Genomic DNA, 26,425 nt, shown 5'->3' on the forward strand with positions numbered 1-26,425 from the left:
TTCGATGGATTGGAGCAGTATACCGTGTGCTGGAGAATACGAAGTAGTGGTGATTGGCGGCGGAACCGCGGGCTTTGCCGCCGCCGCGGCTGCTGCAAAACAGAAAACGGAAGTTCTTTTAATCGAGGAACAAGCATTTTTGGGTGGAACTGCAACCGGAGCAATGGTAGGACAGTTCTTAGGCTTTACCGGAGAACCAGAGATTTCCAAGCAAAAAGGACTTTTGGGAGAGTTGTGCCGTCGTTTACAAAGGGACGGCGGCACGGAAGGGATTCGGAAAATTTACCTGCTAGGCCGGGAAGATATGGATGTCCTTGCTATGGCGTATGATGTCAATGTGATGCGTCGGGTCATGGACCAAATGGTAAGAGAATCTGGGGTTCACGTTTTGTTTCATACAAAGGCGATCGGCATAGAGCGGGATGGGGAACGAATCACATCGATCCTGATTCATAATACGGCGGGCATTCAGCGAGTCCGGGGAAAGGTGTTCATTGATGCGACTTTTCATGGAAGTATTGCAGCGGAATGTGGGTGTCCTTCGGCCTGCGGCGGTCGGGAAGGAGAAATTCAGCCGGGAACGTTGATGTTTGCCTTGGGGGGAGTCGATAAAAAGATCTATCAGTCTGTCAGTCGGGAAGAAAATCGGCGATTGGCAGGGGAGGGCGTTGCCACTGGCCATCTTCCGGTAAACACGCTTTTGGCCCGTCCGGCGCCGGGAACCGAGGACGTGATGTTTTTAAATATGAGCCGGGTGCCGGTAAACTGTCTGAATCCGGAAGATTATAGTTTGGCGGAGATGGAGGCCAGAGAGCAGGTGGATCGGATCGCGACCTTTTACCGAGAGAGGGTTCCAGGGTATCAGAAAAGTTATATTGCCTGGGTGGCTCCGATGTTGGGCCTTCGAGAATCACGAAGAATATTGGGACAATATATTCTGACCGGCGAGGACGTGCTGGAAGGAAAGAAGTTTGAGGATGCCGTGGCCTACAGCAATTATCCCGTTGACATTCACGATGCAAAGGGGCTGGGAAGCCGACTCCAAAAGCCAAAAGGGGATTGTTTCTCCATTCCCTATCGCTGTCTGATTGGAAAAGTCCCAAATCTGCTGGTAACCGGGCGGTGCATCTCCGCAGAATATGAGGCCCATGCGGCTCTGCGTGTCTGCGCTACTTGCGTGCAGCTGGGAGAAGCAGCCGGTATCGCATCCGTCCTTGGAATTTCCTCCGAGTGCGATGTAAATGCCATGGATGGCCGTGAGGTAAAAAAATATTTATTTTCCTGACTTCTAGGATTGGTCAAGCCTTCATACCTTGTCTTTAAGAAAGGGTGGAGGCTTTTATGCGTTATTTTAGAAGGAAGAATAAGAACAGCATTTATGTGTGTCTCGCTGTAATCGCGCTTCTTATCGTTACGGCGGCCTTTAATTTTTGGTCTGGTCTGGCGCCGGAAGGCAAAGATTCGGAATCCAAATCTGCGACGGAAAACAAGGGAGGGACGGATTTAAATCCTTCGCTGCCCCAGGAAAGCGGACAGGTACAAAATCCAAACGAACCGGCAGGAACCGCCGTCATCCGTGTGGCTCTTTTTGGCGACGATTACAGTTCTTTGTACCAGGATTGTATCAAGGTCAGTTCAGTGGAATCTTACATGTTAAGCTGGGACGGCGGAGAAAGAGAATTGCCAGGGGACTCTATTTTGACGCTTTCTGCTGCGGATGAATGTTTTTCGAAAGGGGCTGTTCGGATCCGGGGAACGGCAGGGCTTCAGCTTTTAACATCCCACCGGGAGTGCGGCTATCCTCTTTATCCCGGAGAATTTGAGGTGATTCCGGTGGAGGGGAAATTGGCTGTCGTCAACGAGGTTTCCCTGGAAGATTATCTTTGCCTGGTGGTTCCTGGGGAGATGCCGGTCTCTTACGGAGTGGAAGCCTTAAAGGTACAGGCGGTCTGCGCCAGAAGTTATGCGTGGTGCCAGATGCAAGGCTTCGGTATACCGGCTTTAAACGCGCATGTGGATGACAGCACAAATTTTCAGGTATACAACAATCAGGAGTCCAGCGAGAAAGCGGATGAGGCGGTCCGGGCAACGGCTGGACAGGTGCTTCGTTATCAAGGGGAAACGGTAAATACTTATTATTATTCTGCATCCTGCGGGTCATCCACCGACATGGATATCTGGAAGTCGGATCCGGCGGAATATCCCTATTTTCCGGCGGCGTGTTTAAACGCATCCAGAGATACCCCTGATTTGACCGAAGAGGCGGCCTTTCGTCAATTTATCGATCAAAACACAGACAGCTTTGATAAAGAGGATGGATTTTACCGGTGGCAGGTGGATTTGTCAAGAGATGCGCTGAATGATTCGATCAATCAGTATTTGACGGAACATAAGATGGCCTCTGTGGGAGAGATCGCTTCCCTGGAAGTGACGGAACGTGGCGCCGGCGGAATCATACGGGAGCTGACGGTGACTGGCAGCGAGGGGAAGGCGGTCCTGAACAGGCAGGGGGCGGTCCGGGAAGCGCTGGGAAATTCTTCTATGAAAATTCAGCAGCATACGGGTTATGAGGTAAAAGGATGGTCCATGCTTCCCAGCGCGTTTTTTTATCTGGAACGTATGGAAGAGAATGGCTCTTTGACGGGATACCGGCTCCATGGCGGCGGCTATGGACATGGGGTAGGCATGAGTCAGAGCGGAGCGGGAGGAATGGCGGCGGCTGGTTATACCTACGATTCAATTTTATCCTATTTTTATCCAGGCACGGAGCAATACCATATTTATTGAATTTTTATATGATTTCATTTAAAAAAAGAAGGCAGACAGAACTCGGAATTTTATTTGTATTATTGACAGGAATCCTCATTTAGCATATAATCAAGACGTACTATAGGCCGGAGAAAAAAATACAAAAAACCAATCGGCCTGTAAAATAAGGAGGATGATTCCAATGGCTAAGATTCAGATGACGACGCCGCTGGTTGAGATGGACGGCGACGAAATGACCAGAGTTCTGTGGCAGTGGATTAAAGATGAGTTGCTGCTGCCTTTCATCGACCTGAAGACCGAGTACTACGATCTGGGGCTGAAGAAAAGAGACGAGACCAATGATCAGATTACCGTAGACGCTGCTAACGCGAACAAGAAATATGGCGTTGCTGTAAAGTGCGCTACGATCACCCCGAATGCGGCTCGTGTGAAAGAGTATGACCTGAAGCAGATGTGGAGAAGCCCGAACGGCACGATCCGTGCGATCTTGGACGGTACCGTATTCCGTGCTCCGATCTTCGTAAAAGGAATCGAGCCTTACGTAAAGACTTGGAAGAAGCCGATCACCATTGCCCGTCACGCTTACGGCGATGTTTACAAGGGCGTTGAGATGAAGATCGATCAGCCTGGTGTTGCTGAGCTGGTATTTACCGCTGCTGATGGCACGGTAACCAGAGAGACCATCCAGAAGTTTGAGACTCCTGGTGTAATCCAGGGTATGCACAACATGAGCAAATCCATCCGTAGCTTTGCAAAGAGCTGCTTCAACTATGCTCTGGATACCAAGCAGGATGTATGGTTTGCTACCAAGGATACCATCTCCAAAAAGTATGACCATACTTTCAAAGATATTTTCCAGGAAGTATTTGATACTGAGTACAAAGAGAAATTTGAAGCTGCCGGCATCACCTATTTCTATACTCTGATTGATGATGTTGTAGCTCGTGTTATCCGTTCTGACGGCGGCTACATCTGGGCCTGCAAGAACTATGATGGCGACGTAATGTCTGATATGCTGGCTACCGCTTTTGGTTCCCTGGCTATGATGACTTCCGTTCTGGTTTCCCCGGATGGAAACTATGAGTACGAGGCTGCTCATGGTACGGTTCAGAGACACTACTATGCACATCTGGAAGGCAAGAAGACCTCCACGAACTCGGTTGCTACCATCTTTGCATGGTCCGGCGCTCTGAGAAAGCGCGGCGAGCTGGATGGCATCAAAGAGCTGCAGGAGTTCGGCGACAAGCTGGAAGCTGCTACCATCAAGACCATCGAAGATGGTATCATGACCAAGGATCTGGCTTCCATCACCACTCTGCCGAAGGAGCAGGTAACTCAGGTGAACAGCGAAGAGTTTATCCAGGCGATCAGAAAGAACCTGGAAGCAATGATGTAAGAATAAGCATTTTAGCCGCAGGATGCAGACGCATCCTGCGGTTTTTTTTATCTGATAGGAAATTCTTTGTTTGGTTGCATCTTCCGCAAAAATAGTGTACGATAAGAAAATCAGACAATCAGGATGAAGGGAGGGGCCGGCTTTGTTGTATCAAAACTGGATCCTGGGACATCAAGTGGAGCTTGCGGAGATGCTGAATGGCCGGGAACGGAGAGCTCTGGCACAGCGGCGCTTGTTGGAAATCTATCAAAAAACGCTTATTTGCTTTACCTTAAATATCGCTGGGCCGGTAAAGGTGTTTCCCCTGTCGGAAGAAGCTTTCTCCATTGGAAGAAAGAGAATCAGCGATGCGCTGGAACAAGCAGATATGCACGTGCTGGAAGAAGAGATTTTGCCTTGCTCTTATGGGATGGAGGCTTACTGGGTCGTGCAGGAAGACGCCCTGGAGGTAAAAAAAGTTTTGACGGAAGTGGAAGAAGAAACGCCGTTGGGACGTCTCTTTGATATCGATGTGCTTTGGTCAAATGGCAGTAAAGTATCCCGTCAGGATATCGGCTATCCGCCCCGCACTTGTATCATCTGCGGGGAGCCGGCCTCGGACTGCGCGGGAGGGCGCGTCCACTCGGTAGATGCGCTGCAGAAAAAGACCGTAGAGATCATTGCGGGAGAGATCCAGAGAATCGGTGTTTCCGCGGAAATGGCAGGACGGATTTGCCGGATGGCAATGCTTCACGAGGTATACACGACACCGAAACCGGGGCTGGTAGACCGGAACAACACGGGAGCGCATCAAGATATGGATGTGGAGCTGTTTGAGAAAAGCGCCCGTATTCTGGAACCGTATTTTGTCCGCTGCGTGGAGATGGGAGCAAAGCGGCATGATCTTCCGGCCAATAGCCTGCTTTCTGATCTGCGCCCGTTGGGGATTCAGGCGGAGTCGGACATGTTTTCCGTTACAAAAGGCGTCAACACCCATAAAGGCATGATTTTTTCTCTGGGGATTCTTTGCGGAGCGCTGGGTCAACTTTTGGGAAAAGGAGAAAAGCCGGATACCGCGGCTCTTTGCCAAAGGGCGGGAGAGATCGCCTACCCAGCTTTAGAAAAGGATCTTGCTGGGATGAAAGAAAGCGCGGCGCAGACAGCGGGCGAGCGGCAATACGCTTTGTGGGGAATTTCTGGAATCCGGGGAGAGGCGGCGTCGGGCTTTTTGTCGGTACAGAAATACAGTTTACCGATTTTGCAAAAAGAGTTGGCGGCTGGTTCAGCTTTATACCGGGCCGGGTCAGTAGCTCTGCTGTATCTGATTGCACATGTGGTAGATAGCAATGTGATTTCCCGGTCAGATTATCAAACGCAGCAAAAACTGCAGGAACAGGTAGGAATTCTGTTAAAAAAGGAACCGTCCCCCTCGGAGGATGCGATTCTTGAGCTGGACCGTCTGTTTACGGAAAAGAATGTGAGCCCCGGCGGCTGTGCCGACCTGTTGGCAATTTCTTATTTTTTGCTGTTCCTGGAGGAACTTTTGTAGAGGGCGTTTTCACGGGGCGGGGAGATAGCCTGCAAAAATAGATATTTTCTGCGTTTCTTTTTTCTGAAAGTTTCGTATTTTGCCTTGTGTCGGGGGTGACGCTTTGTTATAATATTTTTGTGAAGTTCTGTTTGCAGAAGGTGGAACCAGAAGAAAGGAAGACTACATGCAGGAAGAATTAAAATTTGCGGTCCTTATTGATGCGGATAATATCTCGAATAAGTATATTAAGATTATTTTTGATGAGATCGCCAATTATGGGATTGCTACTTATAAAAGAATTTATGGAGACTGGACGGATATCCGCCTTAGTTCGTGGAAGCCGGTGCTTTTGGACAACTCCATTGTGCCGATTCAGCAGTATAGCTATACGACGGGAAAGAACTCCACGGATTCCGCCATGATTATCGACGCCATGGATATTCTTTATTCAGGGAATGTTCAGGGATTTTGCATCGTTTCTTCAGACAGCGATTTTACAAGACTTGTGGCGCGTCTTCGGGAATCTGGCATGAATGTGATCGGCATGGGGGAAAGCAAGACGCCGAAGCCTTTTATCGCCGCGTGCAATCAATTCAAATATTTGGATATTCTATTTGCTAATGCCAATAAGACGGAAAAGAAAACGGTAGTTTCGAGCCAGATAAAAGAACGGGAGCGGGATAAAGAGAAGGAGAGAACCAAAACTTCTGCCAGACAGGAACTTAAGATGGCGGAGGTTCCGGAGGAAGAAAGGCCGGCGGAGCCGAAGACCAATCTGGATATGATTAAGCAGGCGATTCGTTCGTTGGTGGAGGAAGGATCGGATGAAGATGGATGGATGTTTTCCGCAGATCTGGGAAATCAGTTGGCAAAACGTTTCCCGGATTTTGACGTCCGAAATTTTGGGTTTACCAAACTGACGCCATTTATCGAATCCATGAAAAGTTTTGATGTGAAGCGAACCCGTTCCAGCGGTAACCGGAACGTACAGCTGGTTTACGTGCGGAACCGGATTATGGAATAGCGTCTAAGCAGCTCTGGGATTTGAGAAATTTTGTCCCCTTTCGGTTGACATGTTTCGGCAGAAGGTGCTAAGATATTTTCTGGTAAAACGCCGCCGAGCGGCGTATGAAAGGTTAGGAGGAACGAAAATGGGTGGCTTTTTTGGAGTTGTCTCAAAAGAGGATTGTGTTTTTGATCTCTTTTTTGGCACCGATTATCATTCGCATCTGGGGACGCGCCGCGGCGGTCTAGCAGTCTACGGCGAGAAAGGATTTGACCGGGCGATTCACAATATCGAAAATTCTCCTTTTCGTACCAAGTTTGAAAAGGATATCCATAAAATGACAGGAACCATGGGGATCGGCTGTATTTCCGATTATGAACCGCAGCCTCTGATTGTCCGTTCTCATCATGGGACTTATGCGATCACTACAGTGGGAAAGATCAATAACAGCAAAGAGATTGCGGACAAGCTTTTTGAACACGGCTTTTCCCATTTCCTTGAGATGAGCGGCGGGGATATCAATCCGACGGAATTGGTGGCGTCCATTATCAATCAAAAAGAGCATTTGGTGGAGGGAATTCAATATGCTCAGGAGTTGATTGAGGGCTCGATGACCATTTTGCTAATGACTCCCAAGGGAATCTATGCGGCGAGGGACCGGCTGGGGCGGACTCCGGTGGCGATCGGAAAAAAGGAAGGCGCGCACTGCGTTTGTTTTGAAAGCTTTGCCTATTTGAATCTGGGCTATACCGAAGAGCGCGAATTGGGGCCTGGGGAGATCGTCGTGATTACGCCGGAACAGGTACAGACGCTGGCGGAACCGGGAAAAGAGATGAAGATCTGTACGTTCCTTTGGATTTATTACGGTTATCCCTCCTCTTCCTATGAGGGCATCAGCGTGGAGAAAATGAGGTATCGCTGCGGCGCGAAACTGGCGGCCAGAGACGATGCAAAGCCGGATATTGTAGCGGGCGTGCCAGACTCTGGAACCCCTCACGCAGTCGGCTATGCCAATGAGTCGGGAATTCCTTTTTCCCGTCCCTTTATCAAATATACGCCCACCTGGCCGCGGTCCTTTATGCCGACGATTCAGAGTAAGCGTGACCTGATTGCCAAGATGAAATTGATTCCGGTCCATGATCTGATTCAAGGAAAAAGCCTGCTTTTAATTGATGATTCCATTGTTCGCGGCACGCAGCTGCGGGAAACCACGGAATTTTTATACCAAAGCGGGGCGAAGGAGGTACACATTCGTCCGGCCTGCCCGCCGTTACTATTTGGCTGTAAATATTTAAACTTCTCTCGTTCCACTTCCGAAATGGATCTGATTACGAGACGGGTGATTGATAAGCTGGAAAATGGAAATGTGACGGATGAGGTCTTGGAAAAGTATGCGGATCCGGATACCGAAGAGTATGCGGCGATGCTGGAAGAGATTCGCAAGGAACTGAATTTCACCTCTCTGCGTTATCACCGTCTGGACGATATGATAGAGTCTGTGGGAATCGAGCCTTGCAAGCTCTGCACTTATTGCTGGAATGGGAAAGAATAAAAGGGCATGACGGCAAAGAGAGATAAAGAAAAAGGAAGCGTTCAGGGGAAATCCTCTGGACGTTTTTCTGTATCGTCTGGGAAAAACCGGCGGGATTCGCCTTGCAAGGGAAAACTCTCTGTGCTACGATAAGGACGACAATAGGAAAAGGAGATTTTATATGAGTGAATGTAAGCGGGAGTGGATGGAGCAGGTGCGGCGGTACCGGGAGCAGCATTTGGTTTCGGCAGAAGCGAAAAGCCGGGTGATGCCGCCGCCGATTCCTTATTTTGGCGATGAGATTTTAGAGATGGCGGCGACAGCTCTTTTACAGGGAGAAAATCTTCTTTTGACAGGCGGAAAAGCCACGGGAAAAAATATTTTGGCGGAAAATTTGGCCTGGATGTTTGGGCGGCCAGTCTACAATATTTCTTTTCATGTAAATACGGACAGCAGTTCTTTGATCGGTACAGATACCTTTTCGGACAACCAGGTGAAATTACGGCGCGGGCCTGTCAGCCAATGCGCGATGTACGGAGGTTTTGGTATTTTAGACGAGATCAATATGGCGAAAAATGAAGCGGTGTCGGTGCTCCACGCTGTTTTAGACCATCGGAGGATATTGGATATCCCAGGCTATGAAAAAGTGCCTTTAGCGGAAGAGACCCGCTTTATTGGAACTATGAATTATGGCTATGCCGGAACCAGAGAGCTGAATGAGGCTCTGGTATCCCGTTTTCTCGTGATCGATATGCCGGAGCCGGAGGAAGACACGCTGGCACAGGTCTTTCTGCATCTGTTTCCCAAAATCCGAACCAGTGCGTTAAAACAAGTGATCGGTCTGTTTTTAGATCTTCAGGCAAAAGCTTCCCATGGAGAGATCACCACACGTACGCTGGATTTGCGGGGCTTGATCGGGGCGCTTCGCACCGTGGAACTGGGACTTTCTCCGAAAAAAGCGGTCGCCATGGGCGTGACGAATAAGACATTTGATCTTTTTGAAAAAGAAATCGTAGAAGATGTGGTGCGCACCCGAATTCCGGACGACTGGGGAAGAGAGGATGTATTTGAATGAGTTTTCAATGGGAAAACCGTTTGAAGAATATGATGTGGACCGTCAGCGGCGATTATAGCGAACGGAGCGGAACGGAAGCGGAGGAAGAAGAGACCGATCCAGGGTCTGTGGATATCGCGCTCTACGATGCGGTAAAGCAGGGCGCCTTGAGCCGGTATTTTGACCGGGAAGAGCTTTCTCTCTACCTGCTGAAAAAAATTTATTTAGGGGCGGAAGAGAAAAAGCTGCTGCGTTTGGCAAGATTAGCGGCAGACAGCGCTGTCTTAAAAAGATTGACGGAAGAACGGGCGGGGATTCCTGGAATTCGCCGCGCCGCCTTTTTGGAGGCATTGGAGGAGCAGTTTGAGGATTTCGTAAAAGATGAGATTGGCCGGCTGACGATCCAGTGGATGAAACAAGAGATTTATGGCTCATCTTCTGTTACAAAGAGGGAAGAACAGGCGCTTTCCTGGCTGGATGATCTGAAAAAGGAAAGCAGCACCAGGTCTTTGATGGAAACGATTGACCGTCTCTACAACCTTTTGGGGGACCCTCGATTTGAACAGCGGCATGGAGGATTGGAACAGGTACTTTCTGTTACGCTAGAGGATTTAAAGGAAATGGACTGGCGGGCGTTTTTAGAGGAAGAGGCGCTGGAAGAAACCTTGGAAGAATACCAGAAGCGGCTGGACGTGCAGGCAGGAGAGACGCCGGGAAGCAGTCAAGGCGAAAATCCGCATCCTGGAGGAAAGACGGCGGTCATCCAGGTGGATGAAGAGACGCTGCGGAAACGGCAGACCTATGTGGAGCTGAACTTTGGTCCTTCCGTCCTGCCGGAAGCAGAGACCGTAAGGCTAAACCGGCTGCTTTGCCGCGATGCCCATGAGAATTGCCGGATTCATTTTACGGAAGGAATTTTGAAAAATCCTCGGAAAATCAATTATCAATACCAGTATGCAAGAAAGCAGAAAGAGCAAAACGAGATCTATTACCGGCGGCACGCTTCCTTAGCCAGAAAAAGTGTTGCGGTCTTGACGGCTCTTTTACGAAAATCCCTGGTACGCCGAAAGGAGTCGGAGTTTGTGATCTCAGAGTCGGGAAATCTGATTCCGTCCAGACTTTGGGTGGTCGGACGAACAGAACCGCGCCGCCTCTTCCGAAAGGAAGAGAAAAAGAACCAGGAAGATTTTGTGGTAGATATGCTGATCGATGCCAGCGGTTCCCAGAGAAAGCGGCAGAGTCAGGTGGCTGTCCAGGGATATATCATCAGCGAGGCTTTGAGCGCCCTGAAAATCCCCCATCGGATTTTAAGCTTTTGCAGCTTTTGGGACACCACGGTGCTGCACCGCTTTCGGGATTATGAGGACGGTCCGGAAGCGAATACAAGGATTTTCGATTTGTTTACCTCTTCCAACAATCGGGATGGTCTGGCGATCCGTGCCGCGGCGGAAGGACTTTTTCGCAGGCCGGAAGATGGAAAAGTTTTGATCGTACTCAGCGACGGAAGGCCCAACGACCGGGTGGTGAGCCGAGGCGGGGGAAAAGCCCCTCGTATGTATGCGGACGCTTATGCCGTTCAGGATACGGCTTACGAGGTGAGAAAAATCCGTGCGAAGGGAGTGGCTGTTTTAGGAGTGTTTGCAGGCGAGGAAAAGGATTTACCGGCGGAACGGAAAATTTTTGGAAAGGATTTCGCCTATATTCGGGATATTTCAGGATTTTCTCACACGGTTGGACGATATCTGAGACGGTTGATCGAAGAGGCGGAATAGAGGAAGTTTGGCGCTTCCACTATTCTACCGTTGTTGTCCCGCTGCAGGCGGAGAATTTCGCCAAGCGAAATTCTGCGTTCTTGGGGACGTTTGCAGAGCGAAATCTTTTGCGCTTGTGTGATGTTAGATGTGAAAGCCTTCCCGGAAGATTTGGGCAATTTGTTCCCGCGTAGGAGGAAGCAGAGAATTGGGGATGTTTCTTCGAATGTAGACTTCCCTGCTGTAGCGCTCGATCTCTTCTTTCGTGATGGCTTCCCGTTCGCCCAGAAGCATGTCCAGATATGCCTGGAATTCCTGAGAGTCGTTCATATCGAGGGCAGCCAAAATGCGTTTCACCGGATCCGGGTACACGGTTTCCGTCAGGCGAAGGTAGCCGCCGAGACAAAGACCATTGGCTCGGCCGTGCGGAATCCCTTTGTAGTAAGTCAGGGAATACCCCATCGCGTGAACGGCGGTGGTACTGGTATGGGCAAGCACCAGGCCGCCCAATAGAGAACAGTACATCAATTCCTCCCGGTCTTGATAGGAGAATTTTCCTTGGGCCAGCGCCTTGCGGCAGCGTCCAAAGGCGGCGATCCCGGAAAGCGCCATGGCAGTAATCATGGGATCTCCTTTCTGGGAAAGGATGCCTTCTACCGAATGGGACAGCGCGTCGATCGCGGTCCAGCGGGTGGTAGGCGTATTTACCTGAAGCGTAAAGGACGGATCCAGAAAAGCGGCTTTGGGGTAGAGATAGGGCGTAGAGATGCTGGATTTGGATTTTGTTTCATCATTCATGAGAACCGCGTATTCGGTCACCTCGGAGCCAGTGCCGGAAGTGGTTGGCACCATCAGCAGCGGCAGCGCTTTGTCCTGATAACAGGAACGGTCAAACAGTTTTTCATCGGGAATTTCTTGATTCGCTAAAAAGGCGATTGCCTTCGCCGTATCCATCGGGGAGCCGCCTCCGATGCCGATCACAAAATCTGCGTTCTCTTGCTTTAACAGGTCCAATCCTTCCCGGACAGAGGGAATAGTTGGATTGGTGACAGTTTTATCGAAAATGCACCAGGATAGATTCTGTTGTTTTAAAACGGAACAGACTGCGTCCAGAGAGCCGTTGGTGCGGGCGGAATGGCGGCCAGTAACGATAAAGGCTTTTCTGCCGTAAGTCCGGAAAACTTCCGGATGAGCGTTTAGACAGTCTTTGCCGAAATAGATCTTTGTTGGATTATAGTAGCTGAAATTCATAAGGGAATCCTTTCAATCATATGGCCGTAAAACGGCTTTAGAAAATATTTTATTTTCGGAGGGAATTGCATGAAGTTCGAATCTCCGATTAAATTGTAGCATAATTTATGGGAGCGCGGAAGCTGTTTTCGCGCCAGACTTTCCATATAGCTTTTGTGTGAGTTTATGGAAAAAAACAGAGAAGGACAGAAGATATGGAAACATGGAAGTTGGAGCTTTTATACTTGGGAAAAATGCGGTGTAAGAAACACCGAATGATTCGAACGGAGAACCGGGAAGAAACCATGGAGATACCTGTTACGGCGGTATTGCTGCGGCATCCCCAATATGGAAATATTTTATATGACACGGGAAATGCAGCCAATTGGGCTTCCTGCCTTCCGGAGCCGACCAGGCGGGATTTTCCGATAACAGAGTGGATTTCAATCGAGTCTGCCTTACGGGAAAAGGGATTGTCCCCGGACGAGATCGACGTTTTGATTTTATCTCATCTGCACTTTGACCATGTAGGCGGCCTGCAGGAATTTGCAGGGACAAAGGCGGGCGGGGCAGTCCGCGTTTCTCGTTCGGAATTGTCCAATGCGCTGGTGAAGGCATTTACCGGATACGTAGGGGGCTATGTAAAAAGCTTGATTGACGTGCCTGGCATTACTTATATGCCGGTGGATCAGGAGATGGAACTATTTCCCGGATTGCGTTTGTTTTTGCAGCAAAGCCATGCTCCCGGTTTGATCGGTCTGGAAGTAAAAACAGAAGATTACGGAACCGTGCTCTGCGTCAGCGATGCGGTTTATCTTCAAGAAAGCGACGAAAAGCAGCTGCCGCCGGACAGCCCAAATCAGGAGGTGGCACGGGGGTTTCTGGAAAATTTAAAGGAACTTCGCCGGCGGAGACGAGAGACTGGGGCAGTGATTCTCTACGGCCATGATTGGAAACAAACGGAAGCGTGGGTGACAAAAAAGGCAGATCAGAGTGATTCGAGGAAAGACAATTCAGAAAACGTGGAACCCACCTTCCACGGAAGGTAGGGGAGGAGAAGCATAGAAATGAGATGGAGAGGATTTCGAAAACATGGACCGATAGCCATTTTTATAGAGAAACCTACAAAGAAATCGAAAGAGAGGAAGCAGCGTTTTCGGGAATTTTTAGAATTAGCGAAGCAAGAGACGATTCCACGAGAACAGCCGGTAAGTAAGGAAGAGTGGACGGAGCGCCTGTGCGTATTTTATGGAGCGAAAGAAGTGCCGATTACAAGGAGCCAGGAGTGGTGCCTGAAACGAAATATAATCCCGAATTTTTTTCCGGAGCTGCTGCCGTTTCCCGTCCAGCCTCCAAAAGGAGCTGGAAAGAGAGCGATTTTAGACTGGGCGGAGAGAGAAGAAAAGGAAAATGGAGCCTTTATCGATCAGCTTCAACCGGAAAAAATTGGGCTGCGCTTCCATGTACATCAGATTCCGGAAGAGAAAAAGCAGAGATATCTGGAAGAGGGAGAGAACTTGGAGCAAGATTTACTTGTTCTATGGGAGGAAAAGACGAGATATATGATGGTAACAGGGCCTGGAAATGGAAAACTGGCCGATGAGCTGATGATCTGGAGAGGCGTTACCCAGGAAGATATCGATCAGGAAACGCCAGTGTTTTTTTCCTATGTGTCTGCCTTGAGAAACGCTGGATTATTGAAATCATCCGAAGAAATGGAAGGAGGAGAAAAAATATAAAAATAATTCAGAAAAATTTAGCCGTCTATTTGGCTGGATTTTTTTTGCGATGCGGCAGAGCGCAGAAAGCAGAACTTATAACGGTTTGAAAATAACGATATACGATTCCTGGATAAATATATCCAATGTATGTTTTCATAAGTATTTTCAATATGAAACCTATATTTTTTATGTGCAAATTCGTTGCATTTTAAGACAAGCGTGTGTATAATGGTAGTGTTTAAAAATGATTTGCCCCTGTGTGGGTGGATAAAACAATGAGGAGGATATCTCATGGAAGTGAAAGGCACGGCGATGGCTGGAACGCTGGAATCCAGTGATGCCCAGGTTACAGTGGAGCCTGGCACCAATGGAATCGAGCTGACCATCGAAAGCAGCGTAATCAATCAGTATGGGAGAAAGATTCGCGCGACGATTTTGGGAACCCTGGAGCGTTTAGACGTGAAGAACGCAAAGGTGACCGTAGTGGATAAGGGCGCACTGGACTGCACTCTGAAGGCAAGAGTGGAGGGCGCCGTGTTCCGCGCATCCGGCTACAGTGAGGATGAGATCTGCGCCGGCAAAAAGTTACCGTGGGGAGGTGCGATCCAATAATGAATCCGAATTTAAATCGTTTAAGAAGAAGTATGATGTTCCTGAACGCTCAGAAGCCCAGTCTGATCAAGGACCCTTATATTTATAAACCCGATTCCATCATGCTGGATCTGGAAGACGCCGTAGCGGAGAATCAGAAAGATGCCGCTCGTTATTCCCTGTATCATGCATTGAAGGAGATCGACTACCGCGGTGTAGAGCGCGTGGTTCGTATCAATGGACTGGAAACCCCTCACTGGAAGGAAGACGTGCGTGTCTGCGTAGCGGGACGCTGTGATTCCATCCGTATTTCTAAGACCGAGAGCGCTGCCGACGTACTGGCGGTACAGGCGGAGATGGAAAAGGCAGAGGAAGAGTTTGGCGTAGAAAAGGGCTCTATCCTGCTGATGGCTGCCTTGGAGTCCTGCAAAGGCGTATTGAATGCGTACGAAATTTGTATGTCTTCCCCTCTTTTGTTTGGCGTGGCTCTGTCCGGCGGCGACTATACGAAAGATCTTCAGACCAAGATTACCGGCACCGGCGTAGAGCTGATGGGCGCGAGACAGTCCATGATCATTGCGGCTCGTGCGGCAGGCAAGCAGTGTTTTGATACCGTATTCACCAACTTGGACGATATGGAAGGCTTCCGTAAAGAAGTTGAGATGATCAAGATGATGGGCTTTGACGGCAAATCTATCGTAAACCCGAGACAGATCGCCGTAACCCATGAGATCTTTACGCCTACCGAAAAGGAAATCATCTTTGCGGAGAAGGTCGTGAAGGAAGTCGATGAAAAGAAAGCAAAGGGCATTGGCGTATTTACCGTAGACGGTAAGATGATCGATATTGCATTCTACCCGGGTGCCAAGAGAACGATCGAGATGGCCAAGGCTGCCGGCGTATATGAGGGGGACTTATAAAATGATTAATGCGGTTGGAAGAGATATTCCTGAAAAAGTATTAAAGGATACTGGTATGCAAGTATTCCAGGGAGCTTATGCCCGTCATAATCAGACTTACAAGAAGGCAGCTCCCACGGTTCGCGGCGTGGTGGACCCCAAAGAAAGCAAGATGGTAAGTTCCATCGCGGAAGTTTTGAAAAAGTGCGGAATTAAAGATGGTATGACCCTTTCCTTCCATCACCATTTCCGGGAAGGCGACTATGTGGTAAACATGGTCATGGAAGAAGTTCATAAGATGGGCATCAAGGACATCACGATCTGCGCCAGCTCCCTTGGAAAGGCTCACAATCCCATCGTTCCGATGATCGAGGACGGCACGGTTACCGGCATTCAGTCTTCCGGCGTTCGCGGCAAGATCGGCGAAGCGATCTCCACCGGTAAGCTGAAAGGCTACGCGATCATGCGTTCCCACGGCGGACGTGTGCGCGCCATCGAGGAGGGCGACGTTCATATCGATATCGCTTTCATCGGCGCTCCGACCTGCGATGAGTACGGCAACATGAGAGCCGTTGGCGGAAAGAGCGATTGCGGCGTTCTGTCTTATGCAGTGGTAGATGCCATGTATGCGGACAAAGTAGTTGCCGTTACCGATACGCTGGTTCCTTATCCGAATTTGCCGGCCAGCATTTCTCAGGTATACGTGGACTATGTTGTGAAGGTAGACGAGATCGGTAATCCGGCGAAGATTGCTACCGGCGCTGCAAAGCCCACTACGGATGTTCGTAAGATTATGATGGCAAACTACTGCACGCAGTTTGTAATCAATACTCCTTATTTCAAGAATGGTTTCACCTATCAGACCGGTGTCGGCGGAGCTTCCATTGCTTCCACGATTTCCTTGGGCGAGATCATGAGAGAAAGAGGAATCAAGATGGGCCTTGGCCTTGGCGGTATCGCAGGTCCGATGTGCAAACTGCTGGAGGAAGGCCTGATTGAGAAACTGGTGGATACCCAGGACTTTGACCTGACTGCCATCGAGTCCATCAAAAACAATCCGAATCACTTTGAGATCACCGGTTCGGAGTATGCGAACCCGATGAACAAGGGCGCTTATGTAAATCAGCTGGATTTCGTGATTTTGGCTTCCTTGGAAGTTGACGTAAACTTCAACTGCAACGTAGTGGTAGATTCCAACGGTATGGTTACCGGCGCCCAGGGCGGACATCCGGACACTGCTGCCGGCGCGAAATGCACGATCGTAATTGCTCCGCTGCTGCAGGGACGTACTCCGGCGATCTGCACCAACGTGACCACAGTTACCACGCCTGGTGAGACGGTTGACGTTGTTATTACGGACTATGGTATTGCCATTAACCCTCGCCGTCAGGATCTGATCGAGGCTATGAAGGATGTGAAGCTGCCGTTTAAGACGATTGAGGAGCTGCGCGATATTGCATACTCCATCGTTGGCGAGCCGGATCCGGTAGAGTTTGGCGACAGAGTTGTCGGCATCATCGAGAGCCGCGACGGTACGATCATCGACGTAGTACGGGAGATCAAACCTTTTGAATTTGAGGATTGATGAATCGACTTTCATGAGAATATAAGAATAGAAGGCCACCGTTTTATCCCAGAGAGAACTGGATAAGGCGGTGGCTTTTTGTCGGTTGGGTTCTAAAGTAAAAATACCTCAGTGTAAAAAGGCGCAGAATATTTTGTATTTGCAGGAGCGTTAGTACTTCTTCGATTCCGGGAATTTGTATTATGAGCAAAAATAAGACTGTTTGAGCGCAGCGAGTTTCTTATTTTTGCGAATGCTTTTTACAAATTTCCAGAATCCTAGAAGTACTTGCTCCGAAACCCTACAAAATATTTTGCGCCTTTTTACACTGAGGTATTTTTACTTCAGAATGTACCGGCACATGGAATTTTTGGAAGAGATTTTAATACATTGGTAAAGCAGGAAAAACAACACATTTTTAACAAGAAATTTGCAGGGATTGGAGATTGCATCCCTCTTTATTTTGTGTTAAACTAAAACGGACAGATTGTCGAAATATAGCGAAATAAGTTGGATGTGCAGGGGGACATCAAATGAAAAAGGGATTGGGACTTTTGCTTTTAGCAGCAGCGGTGGGAGTGATTTCCTGGGGAACACCGGTTTATGCGGCAAGCGAAGAAGAGGTAGTGATTGAAACCGGCGTCTGTGCTGGGGATGTAGACTTAAGTGGGCTGACCGTGGAAGAGGCAAAGGAAAAATTGGACGCCCACTATCAGCAGTTGGCGCAGTCGACTTTTACGGTAACTGCGGATGGTCGTCCCGTAGAGACGACCTTGGCGCAGCTTGGGCTTTCCTGGGATTCCGAATCTGTAGCGAAAGAAGCGGCCCAGCAGGGAAAGAGCGGATCGATTTTAAACCGTTATAAAGCGAAGAAGGATTTGGAAAGTGGGGCAGTCAATTTGACCGTTCCTTATTCTTTTGATACAAAAGCAGTAGCCGCCTTTGTAGGAGTTCAGGTAGCTGCCCTTGATACCCCGCCGAAGGATGCGACGCTTACCCGTGAGAACGGAGCGTTTGTCATAACCGATGAGGTCAATGGTTTGCAGACCAACAAAGTGGAAACCGTAAAGGCGGTGGAAGCGGCATTTGCAGAGCAGCTCGGTGAGAATATGACGGTGGAAGCCATTGCGGAAGTGACAAAACCGGAATGTACCGCGGAGGTGCTGGGGCAGATTCAAGATTTGTTGGGAGAATGCACGACGAGTGTTTCCGGAACCGAGGCCCGTTATACCAATGTAAAGGTTGCCTCTGGAAATATCAATGGAAAGGTACTGATGCCAGGAGAATCGGCTTCCGCTAGTTCCATGATGAAAAAGAGAACGCCGGAAAACGGTTATAAAAAAGCCCCTCAGTACGTGGATGGAAAATCGGAGGACGCTTATGGCGGCGGTGTCTGCCAGGTATCTTCAACTCTCTACAATGCTCTTTTGAGAGCAGAGATTCAGATTGACGAGAGACATCCCCATTCGATGCTGATCTCTTATTTGAAGCCTTCCCAGGACGCTGCCATTGCGGACGGCGCCAAGGATTTACGTTTTACGAATAATACGGAACATCCCATTTATATTGAAGCATATTGTTCTGACCGAAAGTTGACTTTTAATGTCTATGGCGTAGAGACCAGGCCTTCCAACCGGAAGGTAACTTACGAGTCCCATACGGTATATCGGAATCAGCCGGCGGATATCATAAAGTATGATCCGACCATGCCCATTGGCTATACGTCCCCGACAGGGCAGCGCCATCCCAATGCGAAGTCTTATCTGGAAAAGGTCGTTTACGTGGACGGAGTGGAGGTCAGCCGGGAGCGGCTGCATACGGATACGTATAGCAGTTCGGTCAAAACGATTGTTCAGGGTACGGGAGGCGTAGATCCCAATGCGCCGGTCGTTCCTACGCCGGAACCGACACCAACACCAACACCAACACCGACACCGGAACCGACGCCAACGCCGGAGCCGACGCCAACACCGGAGCCGGAGCCAACACCGGAGCCGACGCCAACGCCGGAGCCCGAACCGCAGCCGGAAGCGCCCGGGCCGGAGGAAGGTGGAGAAGGGATTTAATTTCCTTCCATGAGAGATATATACAGTTAAGTTAGAAAAGGCGGCGGCCACTTTATGGGTGGCAGCCGCTTTTGTAGGAAGTGAGAATGAATATGGAGTATTTGAAAGTAGATGGAAGCGATATCGCTGTTGTTTCCAGTGATGAGAAGATAATTGTAGATGTACAATCCGCCTTAGATTTGGCAATGTCCGTTCGGTATGAAACGGGCGCAAGCAAAATTGTAATAAGTAAAACTGCAGTATGCGAAGAGTTTTTCATTTTAAGCACGGGTATAGCAGGCGAAATACTTCAAAAGTTTATGAATTACCATGTGAAAACAGCTATTTATGGCGATTACTCAAAGTATACCAGCAAACCTTTGAAAGATTTTATCTATGAATCCAATCATGGCCATGATTTCTTTTTTGTCGCAACGAAGGAAGAGGCGATACAAAAACTAAGGGAAATGGGATAAGAAAATTAGAATCAAAAGTTTTTTGATTTCTTCCCAAATGAAATAAAGCGTGTTATAATATGACTTGAGATATAGGAATTAGAAAGGGGGACCATGATGTTAGAAAATTTAGTCATGCGCGATGCAGAAGAAAAAGACGTGCCGGTCATGTTTCAATTTGCTAAGGAACTGGCAGAGTACGAGGGAATGAGCGAAGAGATGGTCGCCACCGAAGAGTCTTATCGGGAATGGATTTTTAAAAAGAAGTTTGCCCGCGCAAAAATTGCGGAATTAGATGGCAAGCCGGTTGGATGGATGGTATATTGGTGTACATTTTCGACTTTCCTTGGAAAAAGCGGTATCTTCCTAGAAGATTTGTACGTAAGTCCCCAATACCGGAGACAAGGAATTGGAACAGCGATGCTTCAATATCTGGCCAAGCGAGTGGTAGAAAATGGATGTGGTCGTCTGGAATGGGGCTGCCAGGATTGGAATGCGCCGACCATTCGATTTTATAAATCCTTTGGAGCCAAAGCGATGCGTCAGTGGAGCAGCTACCGTCTGGATGGGGATGCCTTGTTACAACTAGCTGGTGTACCGACAGAGGATGGAGAAAAGTGACGATGGATTTGTTAGGAGAACTGCGAATGGATGCCGGAGAATTTTTTCGGCATGCAGAAGAAAATCGAGTGGATTCTGCTTATGCGCTTCGAAGAGAACTGGCAGGAATGGTGATCTATGAAGAGCCGATATTTGCAGTGGCGGATGCCGGAGATCCTTTATTTGAGGGCCTAAAGCAGGCGACTGCCATCGGCCCTCATTTTTTGACTCCTGTGGAATGGCTGGCGTCGGCGCAGACGGTTCTCGCCTATTTTTTGCCTTTTTCTGAACCGGTACGGCGCAGCAACCGGAGCCACCCCTGCCATCCCTCCACGGAGTGGCAGCACGGGCGGATTGAAGGTGAATTGATGAATACTGCTTTCCGGCGCTATTTGGTCCGCTGGTTAAACGAGCGGAGCTATGACGCCATGATTCCAGGCGATGATCCGAGATATCAGGTGCAGGAGCCGGTCAGCAGTAACTGGTCGGAACGCCATGCGGCTTTTATCGCTGGATTGGGAACCTTTGGCATGTCCAAAGGACTGATCACAGAAAAAGGGATTGCCGGCCGGGTGGGAACGGTGATTACCTCCGCGCTGCTTCCCGTTACTCCGCGCCCTTATCGAGATCTATATGAGTATTGCAGCCGCTGCGGCGCATGTGCCAAGCGCTGCCCCGCGGGAGCGATCACTCCGGGCTCGGACCTTCATGTTTGTAAAAGTAACGTAGTGTGTGGAGAGTTTTTGCAGCCTTTAAAGGATTTATCTGCTGCTGGCGGCGATACGAGGCCATTGGAGGAGCAAGACGATTACCGTCCGGAAAAAATGCGGGTTCGTTTTGGATGTGGAAAATGTCAGGTAGGCGTTCCTTGTGAAAAGCAGATTCCGAAATAAAAAGAAGCGAGAGGAGGCGGATTTGGCCGTTCCTCTCGCTTTCTGAATAAGATAGAAGCTTATGCACGCTCGGCAATCTTGCTAACCCCGACGAAGATTTCCGAAATTTTAAACCAGGTAGCATAGTCGGTAATGCCGGTAGCAGGCAATCCGAACACAGACTGGAAGGTCCTCACTGCATTTTTTGTTGCTTCTCCATAAATTCCATCGACAACAAGACTGGGAATCGCTGGGTAGGCGGTGCCAATGGTGTTGAGCTGTTCCTGAAGCTGATAGACTTTTTGGCCGGAGGAACCGATGTCCAGATTCGTACCAGGCCAGGAGTAAGGGATGCCAGCGATTTCTTCCGCAGTATTGATGTAGATAGAACTTCCATAGTAATTCCGTAGAATTTCTATTGCGGTATAGCCCTGGTCGCCAAGAGCTTTGGAACCCCACTGGCTGAGCCAATTCGGGCAAGTAACCCGTTTTCCATCGCAATACTGCGTAAAGATTGGTTGTTTCACATCGGGCCGGGACAGATAAGCGGTAAAGATTTCATCTACGACTTCGGAAATGCTGTCGAAGATTGGCCTTCCGTAAACGTATTTTTGATCATAGGCAGTGGAGGTTGTGATCGTAAAATCATATCCCTTATTCCGATACCATTCTGTATAAACCCGGTTTAGGGTAAAGGACATAATTGCCAGAATGTTGGCTGTGATGGTATTTTTGGGCCAGGTAGAATAGATTTCACAGCTGGCTACATTTTTAATATAGTCTTTATAGGGAACGAAATAATTCTGGGCTGCGCTGTTGGAGGGAACTCCATCGTGAACAACAACCGTCTCTGGAACTACTACCCGGCTTAAAACGATTTCTCCGGTTTCATTTGTGGGTTTGATTTCTTCTTCTGCAATTTTTGGAGGAAAGTCGCCAAACAGCGTGTTGGGTGGAATATCGATCTGAGATGGAGCGTTTACGGCATCCAGAGGACGTAAAATTGCTGTCTGGAGAGATTTTTCTCCGGAAAATACTTCCGATCCTTGAATGGTTAGCGTTTGGTAACCTTCCGCACGGATTCGCAGGCTGTATTCTGCAAAAGGCTGGATATCACCGGGCTCCATGCTCAGTTCCAATGGAGGAGCGGGAAGAGAAATGGTTTCTGTTTGGCCAGAGGTATCTGTGCTGAGAGATTCCATCACAGTGGCGGCGTCTGTCTGTTGTGTGGGCTGGATTTCCACTTGGGCGCCGGAGATCGGTAGGCCAGTGAAATCAGAGACAACATTTACCTGATAATAGCCGGAATCCGGCAGTTCCTGACTGGTTAGGATAGGATAAGCCATGAGAACTTCCTTAATAGATATCATGATTATTTTATTCTATGACGTAGAAATCTGGATATGAGTCGCAGTATGTAAAAGACCGCAGGAAGGAGGAAAATAAATGAGAGATGTTTCTTTTCGTCAGATGTCAGAATCCCGTCAGATAGGAATCCTTTTAGCTCTTTCCGGCGGATTTATGGACGCCTATACCTATACGGTTCGCGGTGGAGTGTTTGCCAATGCGCAGACAGGAAATATCGTTCTTTTAGGAGTGCGGCTGGCGGAAAAGAATTGGATGGGGGCGCTGGCTTATCTGATTCCGATTTTGGCTTTCCTGGCCGGGACCTTTATTGTAGAATTTATTCGTGAACAATTTCAAAGAAGTAAGATTTTGCACTGGAGGCAAATTTGTATAGCGGTAGAAATCTTTCTTTTGATTCTAGTGGCGTTTTTTCCCCAGTCGATGAATATGGAAGCAAATGTTACGGTTTCTTTTGTCTGTGCCATGCAGGTGCAAAGTTTTCGGAAAATCAACGGTATTATTTGCGCCACTACGATGTGTACGGGAAATTTGAGAAGCGGGGTGGACCTGATTTGCCAATATTTCCGCACAAAGGACGCCTCTTTACGTAAAAAGGGAACAAGGTATTTCTTGATAGACATTTTTTTCCTGCTGGGAGCTATGCTAGGAGTACTTTTTACAGACTGGATGAAGGAACGGTCCGTGCTTCTTTGCTGCGGACTTTTGCTGGCGGGATTTTTCTTGATGTTTCTCCAGGATAAGCCTGAAAAAGGATGCAGGAAGAGGTCGTGAGAAATCAGGAGAAACAGTTGCTTTCAAAAGATCGGCCATGGTATAATATACGCGAAGGCAATGAGCAGTGCCACGAAGTAAGATGACAAATCGGCTGCTTGCAGACGAATTTGTCATCTTACGAAGTGATAGGGCGAAGCCCGTGAACGCGAAAAGCCAAAGGATTTTCGCGTTTGCACTGCGAATAAGAGGAGCTCTAGGAGGGGCCCACCGAAGGTGGGAGGAGTCCTGGGGTCGGCTTGTGGACGAACTTGACGGGTTAGGAAGTGATAGGGCGAAGCCCGTGAACTCGAAAAACCGAAGGATTTTCGAGTTTGCACTGCGAATAAGATGGGAATCGGGGAGGGGCCCACCGAAGGTGGGAGGAGTCCTGGGGTCGGAGTGTAGGAATTTGGATCTTTATAGAATGAAGGAGGGGCGGATATGAAAGTATTATTGATCAACGGCAGTCCCCATACCGATGGGTGCGTTTATACGGCCCTTGCGGAGTTTGCTGGACAGCTTGAGAAATACAAGGTGGAGACGGAGATTTTCCAGATTGGAAAAGACGCGATTCGCGGCTGTATCGATTGTAAGAGCTGTTGGGGCAAAGGTCATTGTGTGTTTGACGATAAAGTAAATGAGTGCATTGACAAAATTATCGAGGCCGATGGCCTTGTGATTGGCTCGCCGGTTTATTTTTCGGGTATTACCGGAAGCTTAAAGTGTCTGTTAGATCGCGTGTTTTATGACGCGAAGCGTTTATTTTCCTATAAGCCCGCTGCGGCTGTGGTTAGCTGCCGCAGGGGAGGCGCAGGGGCCGCTTTTGATCAGATTAATAAATACTTTACCATTTCTTCTATGCCAGTGGTATCCTCTCAATATTGGAACAGTGTTCACGGGGATACGCCGGAGGAAGTGAAAGCAGACTTGGAAGGGATGCAGACGCTTCGAATGGCCGCCGATAATATGGTTTGGCTGTTGAATTCCATTGCAGCAGGAAAAGCAGCGGGGGTGCCTTTGCCGGAGAAAGAGAAACGGGTAAAAACAAACTTTTATAAACCGGATAAGAATTAGGAAGAGAGATTGTATTAGAATGGAAACAGAAGGACGAAAGATGTGGAGGGTTTTGTACCCCGCCCTGGCGTATTGGGGAGTGACGATGCTGGTTTCCCTGCTTTTTAGCGCAGGCGCTCTGGCCTATGTGATTAACCAATACGGAATGTTAAGCATGGAACGGCTGGTTGAAAAGTCAACGCTGCTCCTTTCCGAATATCTATACGAAATGAATATCGCCAGTGCATTGGCGACTTTGCCTTTGATGCTCTGGTTCCGCCGTATGGATCAAAAACGAGCGATTTTAAAAGGCGGACAGCGTCAGTTTGAAAAAGTAAAGCCGATAGACTATATCCCTGTGGTGATTTTTGGCATATCCGCCTGCATTTTGCTCAATAACCTGATGAACCTCAGCGGGCTAATGGGCGTTTATCAGCAGACGGCAGATGAATTGAGCAGTACCTTTTACCAAGGACATCTAATCGTTGAAATCCTAGGAGTCGGTTTTCTCGTGCCGGTGACAGAAGAATTGGTATTTCGTGGACTGACCATGACGCGGATGGAAGAATATTGGGGCAAACGAAATGCGGTCCTGCTTTCCGCCTTTGTTTTTGCGGTCATCCATGGGAATTTTTTGCAAGGTCTTTATACTCTGCCATTGGGATTGATGCTGGGCTATGTCTATGCCAAGTACCGCTCTATAGCCGCGCCGATTTTGTTCCATGTCGCGGCGAATCTTGTATCAGTTACCGCCTCGGAGCTTGGGTATCTGGATTTTATGGCCGATTCCGAACCGCTATACTGGGGGATCACGATGGGAATGGGCGTAGTTGTTTTGGGTGTGCTTTATGTGATTCAAAACCGGATTTGGGTGAAGGAGATTACCAGACCGTCGGAAGCTCCCTCGGATGACAGGTGATCTCCATTCCATAGTAAAAACCAAGGACCTCGCCGTCTGTGTGAAGGGGCAGAGGAGCGTTTAGCCGAAGGGATGCTTCCCGGCAGCGGATCAGTTTGACTCCATTCAGCCGGGTATGGCGTCCGCCAAGCATTGCGGTAAATAAGACCGCGGTGAAACGGAGTCTGGATTTTGCCGTTACAATACACAAATCCAGATATCCGTCGTCGACTTTGGCGCCAGGGGCAAATGGAAAACCGCCTCCTTCATACGGGAGGTTATGGCAGGAGATAAATGCTATGTTTTTGAGGGGAATGGACGCTTGCTTGTCCACTTTTAACGTACCATCCGTAAAGCGGCAATGGATGATCTGCTGAATGCCAATGATCAGGTAAGAAATCTTTCCCATATGAACGGCATTGAGCAGTTTTTTTATTTTTGTTTGATTCATCTGATGACAGACGGCTGCGTCGTATCCCATTCCGCAGCTGACAAGAAACCGGCGGGAGGCGGGACGTGCCTTGTCCCCATAGCAGACAGCGCCATAGTCTAGCTGATAGAAGTACTTGGGATTTAAAATATGCGCCAAGGCTTGCGCAGGATCAGCGGGAAGCTTCATACCCCGCGCAAAGTCATTTCCAGAACCAGTGGGAAGGTAGCCAAGTACCGGCGCGTTTTCCATATGGAATCCGTTCAGCGCTTCATTAAGACTGCCGTCTCCGCCCATGATGGTTACGATAGGAGCCGGTTCTTCTTTTTCTTTTGTCAATTGGGCGGCCAATTTGCTTCCGTGACCAGGATACTCGGTAAAAAACTGCTGATAGATCAAATCCTGGGGAAGTAATGATTTTAGATTTTCCCAAATCTTTTTTCCCTTTCCGGAGCGGGAATGGGGATTGATGATGAAACGCAGCATGGCGATTCCTCCTTTGTTTTTATGGTCATTCATATCCCACAAATACAAATAAACCGAAACAAAAGAGATTCCTCTGTTTCGGCTTATGATATAAGGCGTAGCGGAGAAGGGATTTGAACCCCTGACACCACGGGTATGAACCGTGTGCTCTCGCCAACTGAGCTACTCCGCCATATTAGGTCTGGGGCCTATAGGGCTCGAACCTATGACCCTCTGCTTGTAAGGCAGATGCTCTCCCAGCTGAGCTAAGACCCCATGTGTACGGCCTATCTTGGTTACTGACCGCTTAGTTAGTATACTTGTTTCCCGGAAAATTGTCAAGCATTTCCTCGAACTTTTTTTACAAAATTTTCTTCAGAAGGGACACAATTTTTTTTACATATGTTATACTATTATCAACGGATAAGGACGTGCATGGTATGTGGAGCATGATAAAGTTATCC

Annotated in this window: 23 protein-coding genes and 2 tRNA genes; 20 read left to right on the forward strand and 5 right to left on the reverse strand. The window is 48.7% G+C overall.

The window, feature by feature from the left end:
* Positions 1–4 precede the first annotated feature (4 nt).
* The 8 genes from ACCC71_RS04965 (at position 5) to ACCC71_RS05000 (ending at position 11,038) form a co-directional block, all read left to right on the forward strand.
* The gene (locus ACCC71_RS04965) at positions 5–1,285 is read left to right on the forward strand and encodes an FAD-dependent oxidoreductase (protein ID WP_434311317.1); all 1,281 of its coding nucleotides are present in this window, start codon (positions 5–7) and stop codon (positions 1,283–1,285) included.
* Between the two features lie 56 nt (positions 1,286–1,341).
* Positions 1,342–2,787 (forward strand): SpoIID/LytB domain-containing protein, encoded by a 1,446-nt coding sequence (locus tag ACCC71_RS04970; RefSeq protein ID WP_434311318.1) that lies wholly within the window; start codon positions 1,342–1,344, stop codon positions 2,785–2,787.
* Positions 2,788–2,950: 163 nt separating this feature from the next.
* Positions 2,951–4,165 (forward strand): NADP-dependent isocitrate dehydrogenase, encoded by a 1,215-nt coding sequence (locus ACCC71_RS04975; RefSeq protein WP_434311319.1) that lies wholly within the window; start codon positions 2,951–2,953, stop codon positions 4,163–4,165.
* A gap of 145 nt (positions 4,166–4,310) precedes the next feature.
* Positions 4,311–5,693 (forward strand): triphosphoribosyl-dephospho-CoA synthase CitG, encoded by a 1,383-nt coding sequence (citG, locus tag ACCC71_RS04980; protein ID WP_434311320.1) that lies wholly within the window; start codon positions 4,311–4,313, stop codon positions 5,691–5,693.
* A 166-nt stretch (positions 5,694–5,859) separates the two neighbouring features.
* The gene (locus ACCC71_RS04985; RefSeq protein ID WP_434311321.1) at positions 5,860–6,699 is read left to right on the forward strand and encodes an NYN domain-containing protein; all 840 of its coding nucleotides are present in this window, start codon (positions 5,860–5,862) and stop codon (positions 6,697–6,699) included.
* 127 nt (positions 6,700–6,826) lie between these two features.
* The gene (locus ACCC71_RS04990) at positions 6,827–8,233 is read left to right on the forward strand and encodes an amidophosphoribosyltransferase (RefSeq protein WP_434311322.1); all 1,407 of its coding nucleotides are present in this window, start codon (positions 6,827–6,829) and stop codon (positions 8,231–8,233) included.
* Between the two features lie 160 nt (positions 8,234–8,393).
* Positions 8,394–9,287 (forward strand): AAA family ATPase, encoded by an 894-nt coding sequence (locus ACCC71_RS04995; RefSeq protein WP_434311323.1) that lies wholly within the window; start codon positions 8,394–8,396, stop codon positions 9,285–9,287.
* Complete coding sequence (locus ACCC71_RS05000) at positions 9,284–11,038, forward strand: cobaltochelatase CobT-related protein (RefSeq protein WP_434311324.1); 1,755 nt, start codon at positions 9,284–9,286, stop codon at positions 11,036–11,038. The genes ACCC71_RS04995 and ACCC71_RS05000 overlap by 4 nt, the downstream gene beginning before the upstream one ends.
* A gap of 123 nt (positions 11,039–11,161) precedes the next feature.
* Here ACCC71_RS05000 and ACCC71_RS05005 read toward each other — a convergent pair whose 3' ends face one another.
* A complete protein-coding gene (locus ACCC71_RS05005; protein ID WP_434311325.1) occupies positions 11,162–12,268 on the reverse strand; it encodes an iron-containing alcohol dehydrogenase family protein in 1,107 nt (368 codons plus the stop codon).
* 194 nt (positions 12,269–12,462) lie between these two features.
* On the opposite strand from ACCC71_RS05005, the gene ACCC71_RS05010 reads away from it, so the two are divergent.
* The 9 genes from ACCC71_RS05010 to ACCC71_RS05050 all read left to right on the forward strand — a co-directional run bounded on the left by ACCC71_RS05010 (position 12,463) and on the right by ACCC71_RS05050 (position 21,015).
* Positions 12,463–13,296, forward strand: a complete 834-nt coding sequence (locus ACCC71_RS05010) for an N-acyl homoserine lactonase family protein (RefSeq protein ID WP_434311326.1) — start codon at positions 12,463–12,465, stop codon at positions 13,294–13,296.
* Positions 13,297–13,314: 18 nt separating this feature from the next.
* Positions 13,315–13,986, forward strand: coding sequence for a hypothetical protein (locus tag ACCC71_RS05015; protein WP_434311327.1), 672 nt, complete (start codon positions 13,315–13,317; stop codon positions 13,984–13,986).
* 273 nt (positions 13,987–14,259) lie between these two features.
* Positions 14,260–14,580 (forward strand): citrate lyase acyl carrier protein, encoded by a 321-nt coding sequence (gene citD, locus ACCC71_RS05020; protein WP_434311328.1) that lies wholly within the window; start codon positions 14,260–14,262, stop codon positions 14,578–14,580.
* A complete protein-coding gene (locus ACCC71_RS05025; protein WP_434311329.1) occupies positions 14,580–15,479 on the forward strand; it encodes an aldolase/citrate lyase family protein in 900 nt (299 codons plus the stop codon). Before citD ends, ACCC71_RS05025 begins: the two co-directional genes overlap by 1 nt.
* 1 nt (position 15,480) lies before the next feature.
* A complete protein-coding gene (gene citF / locus ACCC71_RS05030; protein WP_434311330.1) occupies positions 15,481–17,043 on the forward strand; it encodes a citrate lyase subunit alpha in 1,563 nt (520 codons plus the stop codon).
* Between the two features lie 512 nt (positions 17,044–17,555).
* Positions 17,556–19,088, forward strand: a complete 1,533-nt coding sequence (locus tag ACCC71_RS05035; protein ID WP_434311331.1) for a VanW family protein — start codon at positions 17,556–17,558, stop codon at positions 19,086–19,088.
* A gap of 86 nt (positions 19,089–19,174) precedes the next feature.
* Positions 19,175–19,543, forward strand: coding sequence for a DUF4180 domain-containing protein (locus tag ACCC71_RS05040; RefSeq protein ID WP_434311332.1), 369 nt, complete (start codon positions 19,175–19,177; stop codon positions 19,541–19,543).
* Positions 19,544–19,639: 96 nt separating this feature from the next.
* Positions 19,640–20,143 carry a GNAT family N-acetyltransferase gene (locus ACCC71_RS05045; RefSeq protein ID WP_434311333.1) on the forward strand — a complete coding sequence of 168 codons (504 nt, stop codon included), beginning with the start codon at positions 19,640–19,642 and terminating at the stop codon, positions 20,141–20,143.
* A 2-nt stretch (positions 20,144–20,145) separates the two neighbouring features.
* Positions 20,146–21,015: a 4Fe-4S binding protein gene (locus tag ACCC71_RS05050; RefSeq protein WP_434311334.1), complete on the forward strand. Its 870-nt coding sequence runs from the start codon at positions 20,146–20,148 to the stop codon at positions 21,013–21,015.
* 59 nt (positions 21,016–21,074) lie between these two features.
* Here the strand turns inward: ACCC71_RS05050 and ACCC71_RS05055 are convergent, their stop codons facing one another.
* Positions 21,075–22,328: a peptidoglycan-binding protein gene (locus tag ACCC71_RS05055; RefSeq protein ID WP_434311810.1), complete on the reverse strand. Its 1,254-nt coding sequence runs from the start codon at positions 22,326–22,328 to the stop codon at positions 21,075–21,077.
* 112 nt (positions 22,329–22,440) lie between these two features.
* Here ACCC71_RS05055 and ACCC71_RS05060 point away from each other — a divergent pair, with 112 nt between their 5' ends.
* The 3 genes from ACCC71_RS05060 to ACCC71_RS05070 all read left to right on the forward strand — a co-directional run bounded on the left by ACCC71_RS05060 (position 22,441) and on the right by ACCC71_RS05070 (position 25,087).
* On the forward strand, positions 22,441–23,133 hold the full coding sequence (locus ACCC71_RS05060; protein ID WP_434311335.1) for a YoaK family protein: 693 nt from the start codon (positions 22,441–22,443) through the stop codon (positions 23,131–23,133).
* A 423-nt stretch (positions 23,134–23,556) separates the two neighbouring features.
* A complete protein-coding gene (locus tag ACCC71_RS05065) occupies positions 23,557–24,189 on the forward strand; it encodes a flavodoxin family protein (protein WP_434311336.1) in 633 nt (210 codons plus the stop codon).
* 40 nt (positions 24,190–24,229) lie between these two features.
* The gene (locus ACCC71_RS05070; RefSeq protein ID WP_434311337.1) at positions 24,230–25,087 is read left to right on the forward strand and encodes a lysostaphin resistance A-like protein; all 858 of its coding nucleotides are present in this window, start codon (positions 24,230–24,232) and stop codon (positions 25,085–25,087) included.
* Here ACCC71_RS05070 and ACCC71_RS05075 read toward each other — a convergent pair.
* The 3 genes from ACCC71_RS05075 to ACCC71_RS05085 all read right to left on the reverse strand — a co-directional run bounded on the left by ACCC71_RS05075 (position 25,050) and on the right by ACCC71_RS05085 (position 26,237).
* Positions 25,050–25,982 (reverse strand): diacylglycerol/lipid kinase family protein, encoded by a 933-nt coding sequence (locus tag ACCC71_RS05075; RefSeq protein ID WP_434311338.1) that lies wholly within the window; start codon positions 25,980–25,982, stop codon positions 25,050–25,052. The two genes, ACCC71_RS05070 and ACCC71_RS05075, sit on opposite strands and share 38 nt — an antisense overlap.
* Before the next feature lie 98 nt (positions 25,983–26,080).
* Positions 26,081–26,154, reverse strand: a tRNA-Met gene (locus tag ACCC71_RS05080).
* Positions 26,155–26,164: 10 nt separating this feature from the next.
* A tRNA-Val gene (locus tag ACCC71_RS05085) sits at positions 26,165–26,237 on the reverse strand.
* Between the last annotated feature and the right edge of the window lie 188 nt (positions 26,238–26,425).

This window comes from Hominifimenecus sp. rT4P-3 (assembly GCF_051055405.1).
Taxonomy (GTDB): Bacteria; Bacillota; Clostridia; order Lachnospirales; family Lachnospiraceae; genus Pseudolachnospira.

Coding starts and splice junctions, on each gene's coding strand:
- ACCC71_RS05010 (WP_434311326.1), top strand. CDS start 12,463: ATGGAAACATGGAAGTTGGAGCTTTTATACTTGGGAAAAATGCGGTGT.
- ACCC71_RS05075 (WP_434311338.1), bottom strand. CDS start 25,982: ATGCTGCGTTTCATCATCAATCCCCATTCCCGCTCCGGAAAGGGAAAA.
- ACCC71_RS05015 (WP_434311327.1), top strand. CDS start 13,315: ATGAGATGGAGAGGATTTCGAAAACATGGACCGATAGCCATTTTTATA.
- ACCC71_RS04965 (WP_434311317.1), top strand. CDS start 5: ATGGATTGGAGCAGTATACCGTGTGCTGGAGAATACGAAGTAGTGGTG.
- ACCC71_RS05005 (WP_434311325.1), bottom strand. CDS start 12,268: ATGAATTTCAGCTACTATAATCCAACAAAGATCTATTTCGGCAAAGAC.
- citF (WP_434311330.1), top strand. CDS start 15,481: ATGATTAATGCGGTTGGAAGAGATATTCCTGAAAAAGTATTAAAGGAT.
- ACCC71_RS05060 (WP_434311335.1), top strand. CDS start 22,441: ATGAGAGATGTTTCTTTTCGTCAGATGTCAGAATCCCGTCAGATAGGA.
- ACCC71_RS04975 (WP_434311319.1), top strand. CDS start 2,951: ATGGCTAAGATTCAGATGACGACGCCGCTGGTTGAGATGGACGGCGAC.
- ACCC71_RS05065 (WP_434311336.1), top strand. CDS start 23,557: ATGAAAGTATTATTGATCAACGGCAGTCCCCATACCGATGGGTGCGTT.
- ACCC71_RS04970 (WP_434311318.1), top strand. CDS start 1,342: ATGCGTTATTTTAGAAGGAAGAATAAGAACAGCATTTATGTGTGTCTC.
- ACCC71_RS05050 (WP_434311334.1), top strand. CDS start 20,146: ATGGATTTGTTAGGAGAACTGCGAATGGATGCCGGAGAATTTTTTCGG.
- ACCC71_RS05070 (WP_434311337.1), top strand. CDS start 24,230: ATGTGGAGGGTTTTGTACCCCGCCCTGGCGTATTGGGGAGTGACGATG.
- ACCC71_RS04990 (WP_434311322.1), top strand. CDS start 6,827: ATGGGTGGCTTTTTTGGAGTTGTCTCAAAAGAGGATTGTGTTTTTGAT.
- ACCC71_RS05035 (WP_434311331.1), top strand. CDS start 17,556: ATGAAAAAGGGATTGGGACTTTTGCTTTTAGCAGCAGCGGTGGGAGTG.
- ACCC71_RS05045 (WP_434311333.1), top strand. CDS start 19,640: ATGTTAGAAAATTTAGTCATGCGCGATGCAGAAGAAAAAGACGTGCCG.
- citD (WP_434311328.1), top strand. CDS start 14,260: ATGGAAGTGAAAGGCACGGCGATGGCTGGAACGCTGGAATCCAGTGAT.
- ACCC71_RS05025 (WP_434311329.1), top strand. CDS start 14,580: ATGAATCCGAATTTAAATCGTTTAAGAAGAAGTATGATGTTCCTGAAC.
- ACCC71_RS04985 (WP_434311321.1), top strand. CDS start 5,860: ATGCAGGAAGAATTAAAATTTGCGGTCCTTATTGATGCGGATAATATC.
- ACCC71_RS05040 (WP_434311332.1), top strand. CDS start 19,175: ATGAATATGGAGTATTTGAAAGTAGATGGAAGCGATATCGCTGTTGTT.
- ACCC71_RS04995 (WP_434311323.1), top strand. CDS start 8,394: ATGAGTGAATGTAAGCGGGAGTGGATGGAGCAGGTGCGGCGGTACCGG.
- ACCC71_RS05000 (WP_434311324.1), top strand. CDS start 9,284: ATGAGTTTTCAATGGGAAAACCGTTTGAAGAATATGATGTGGACCGTC.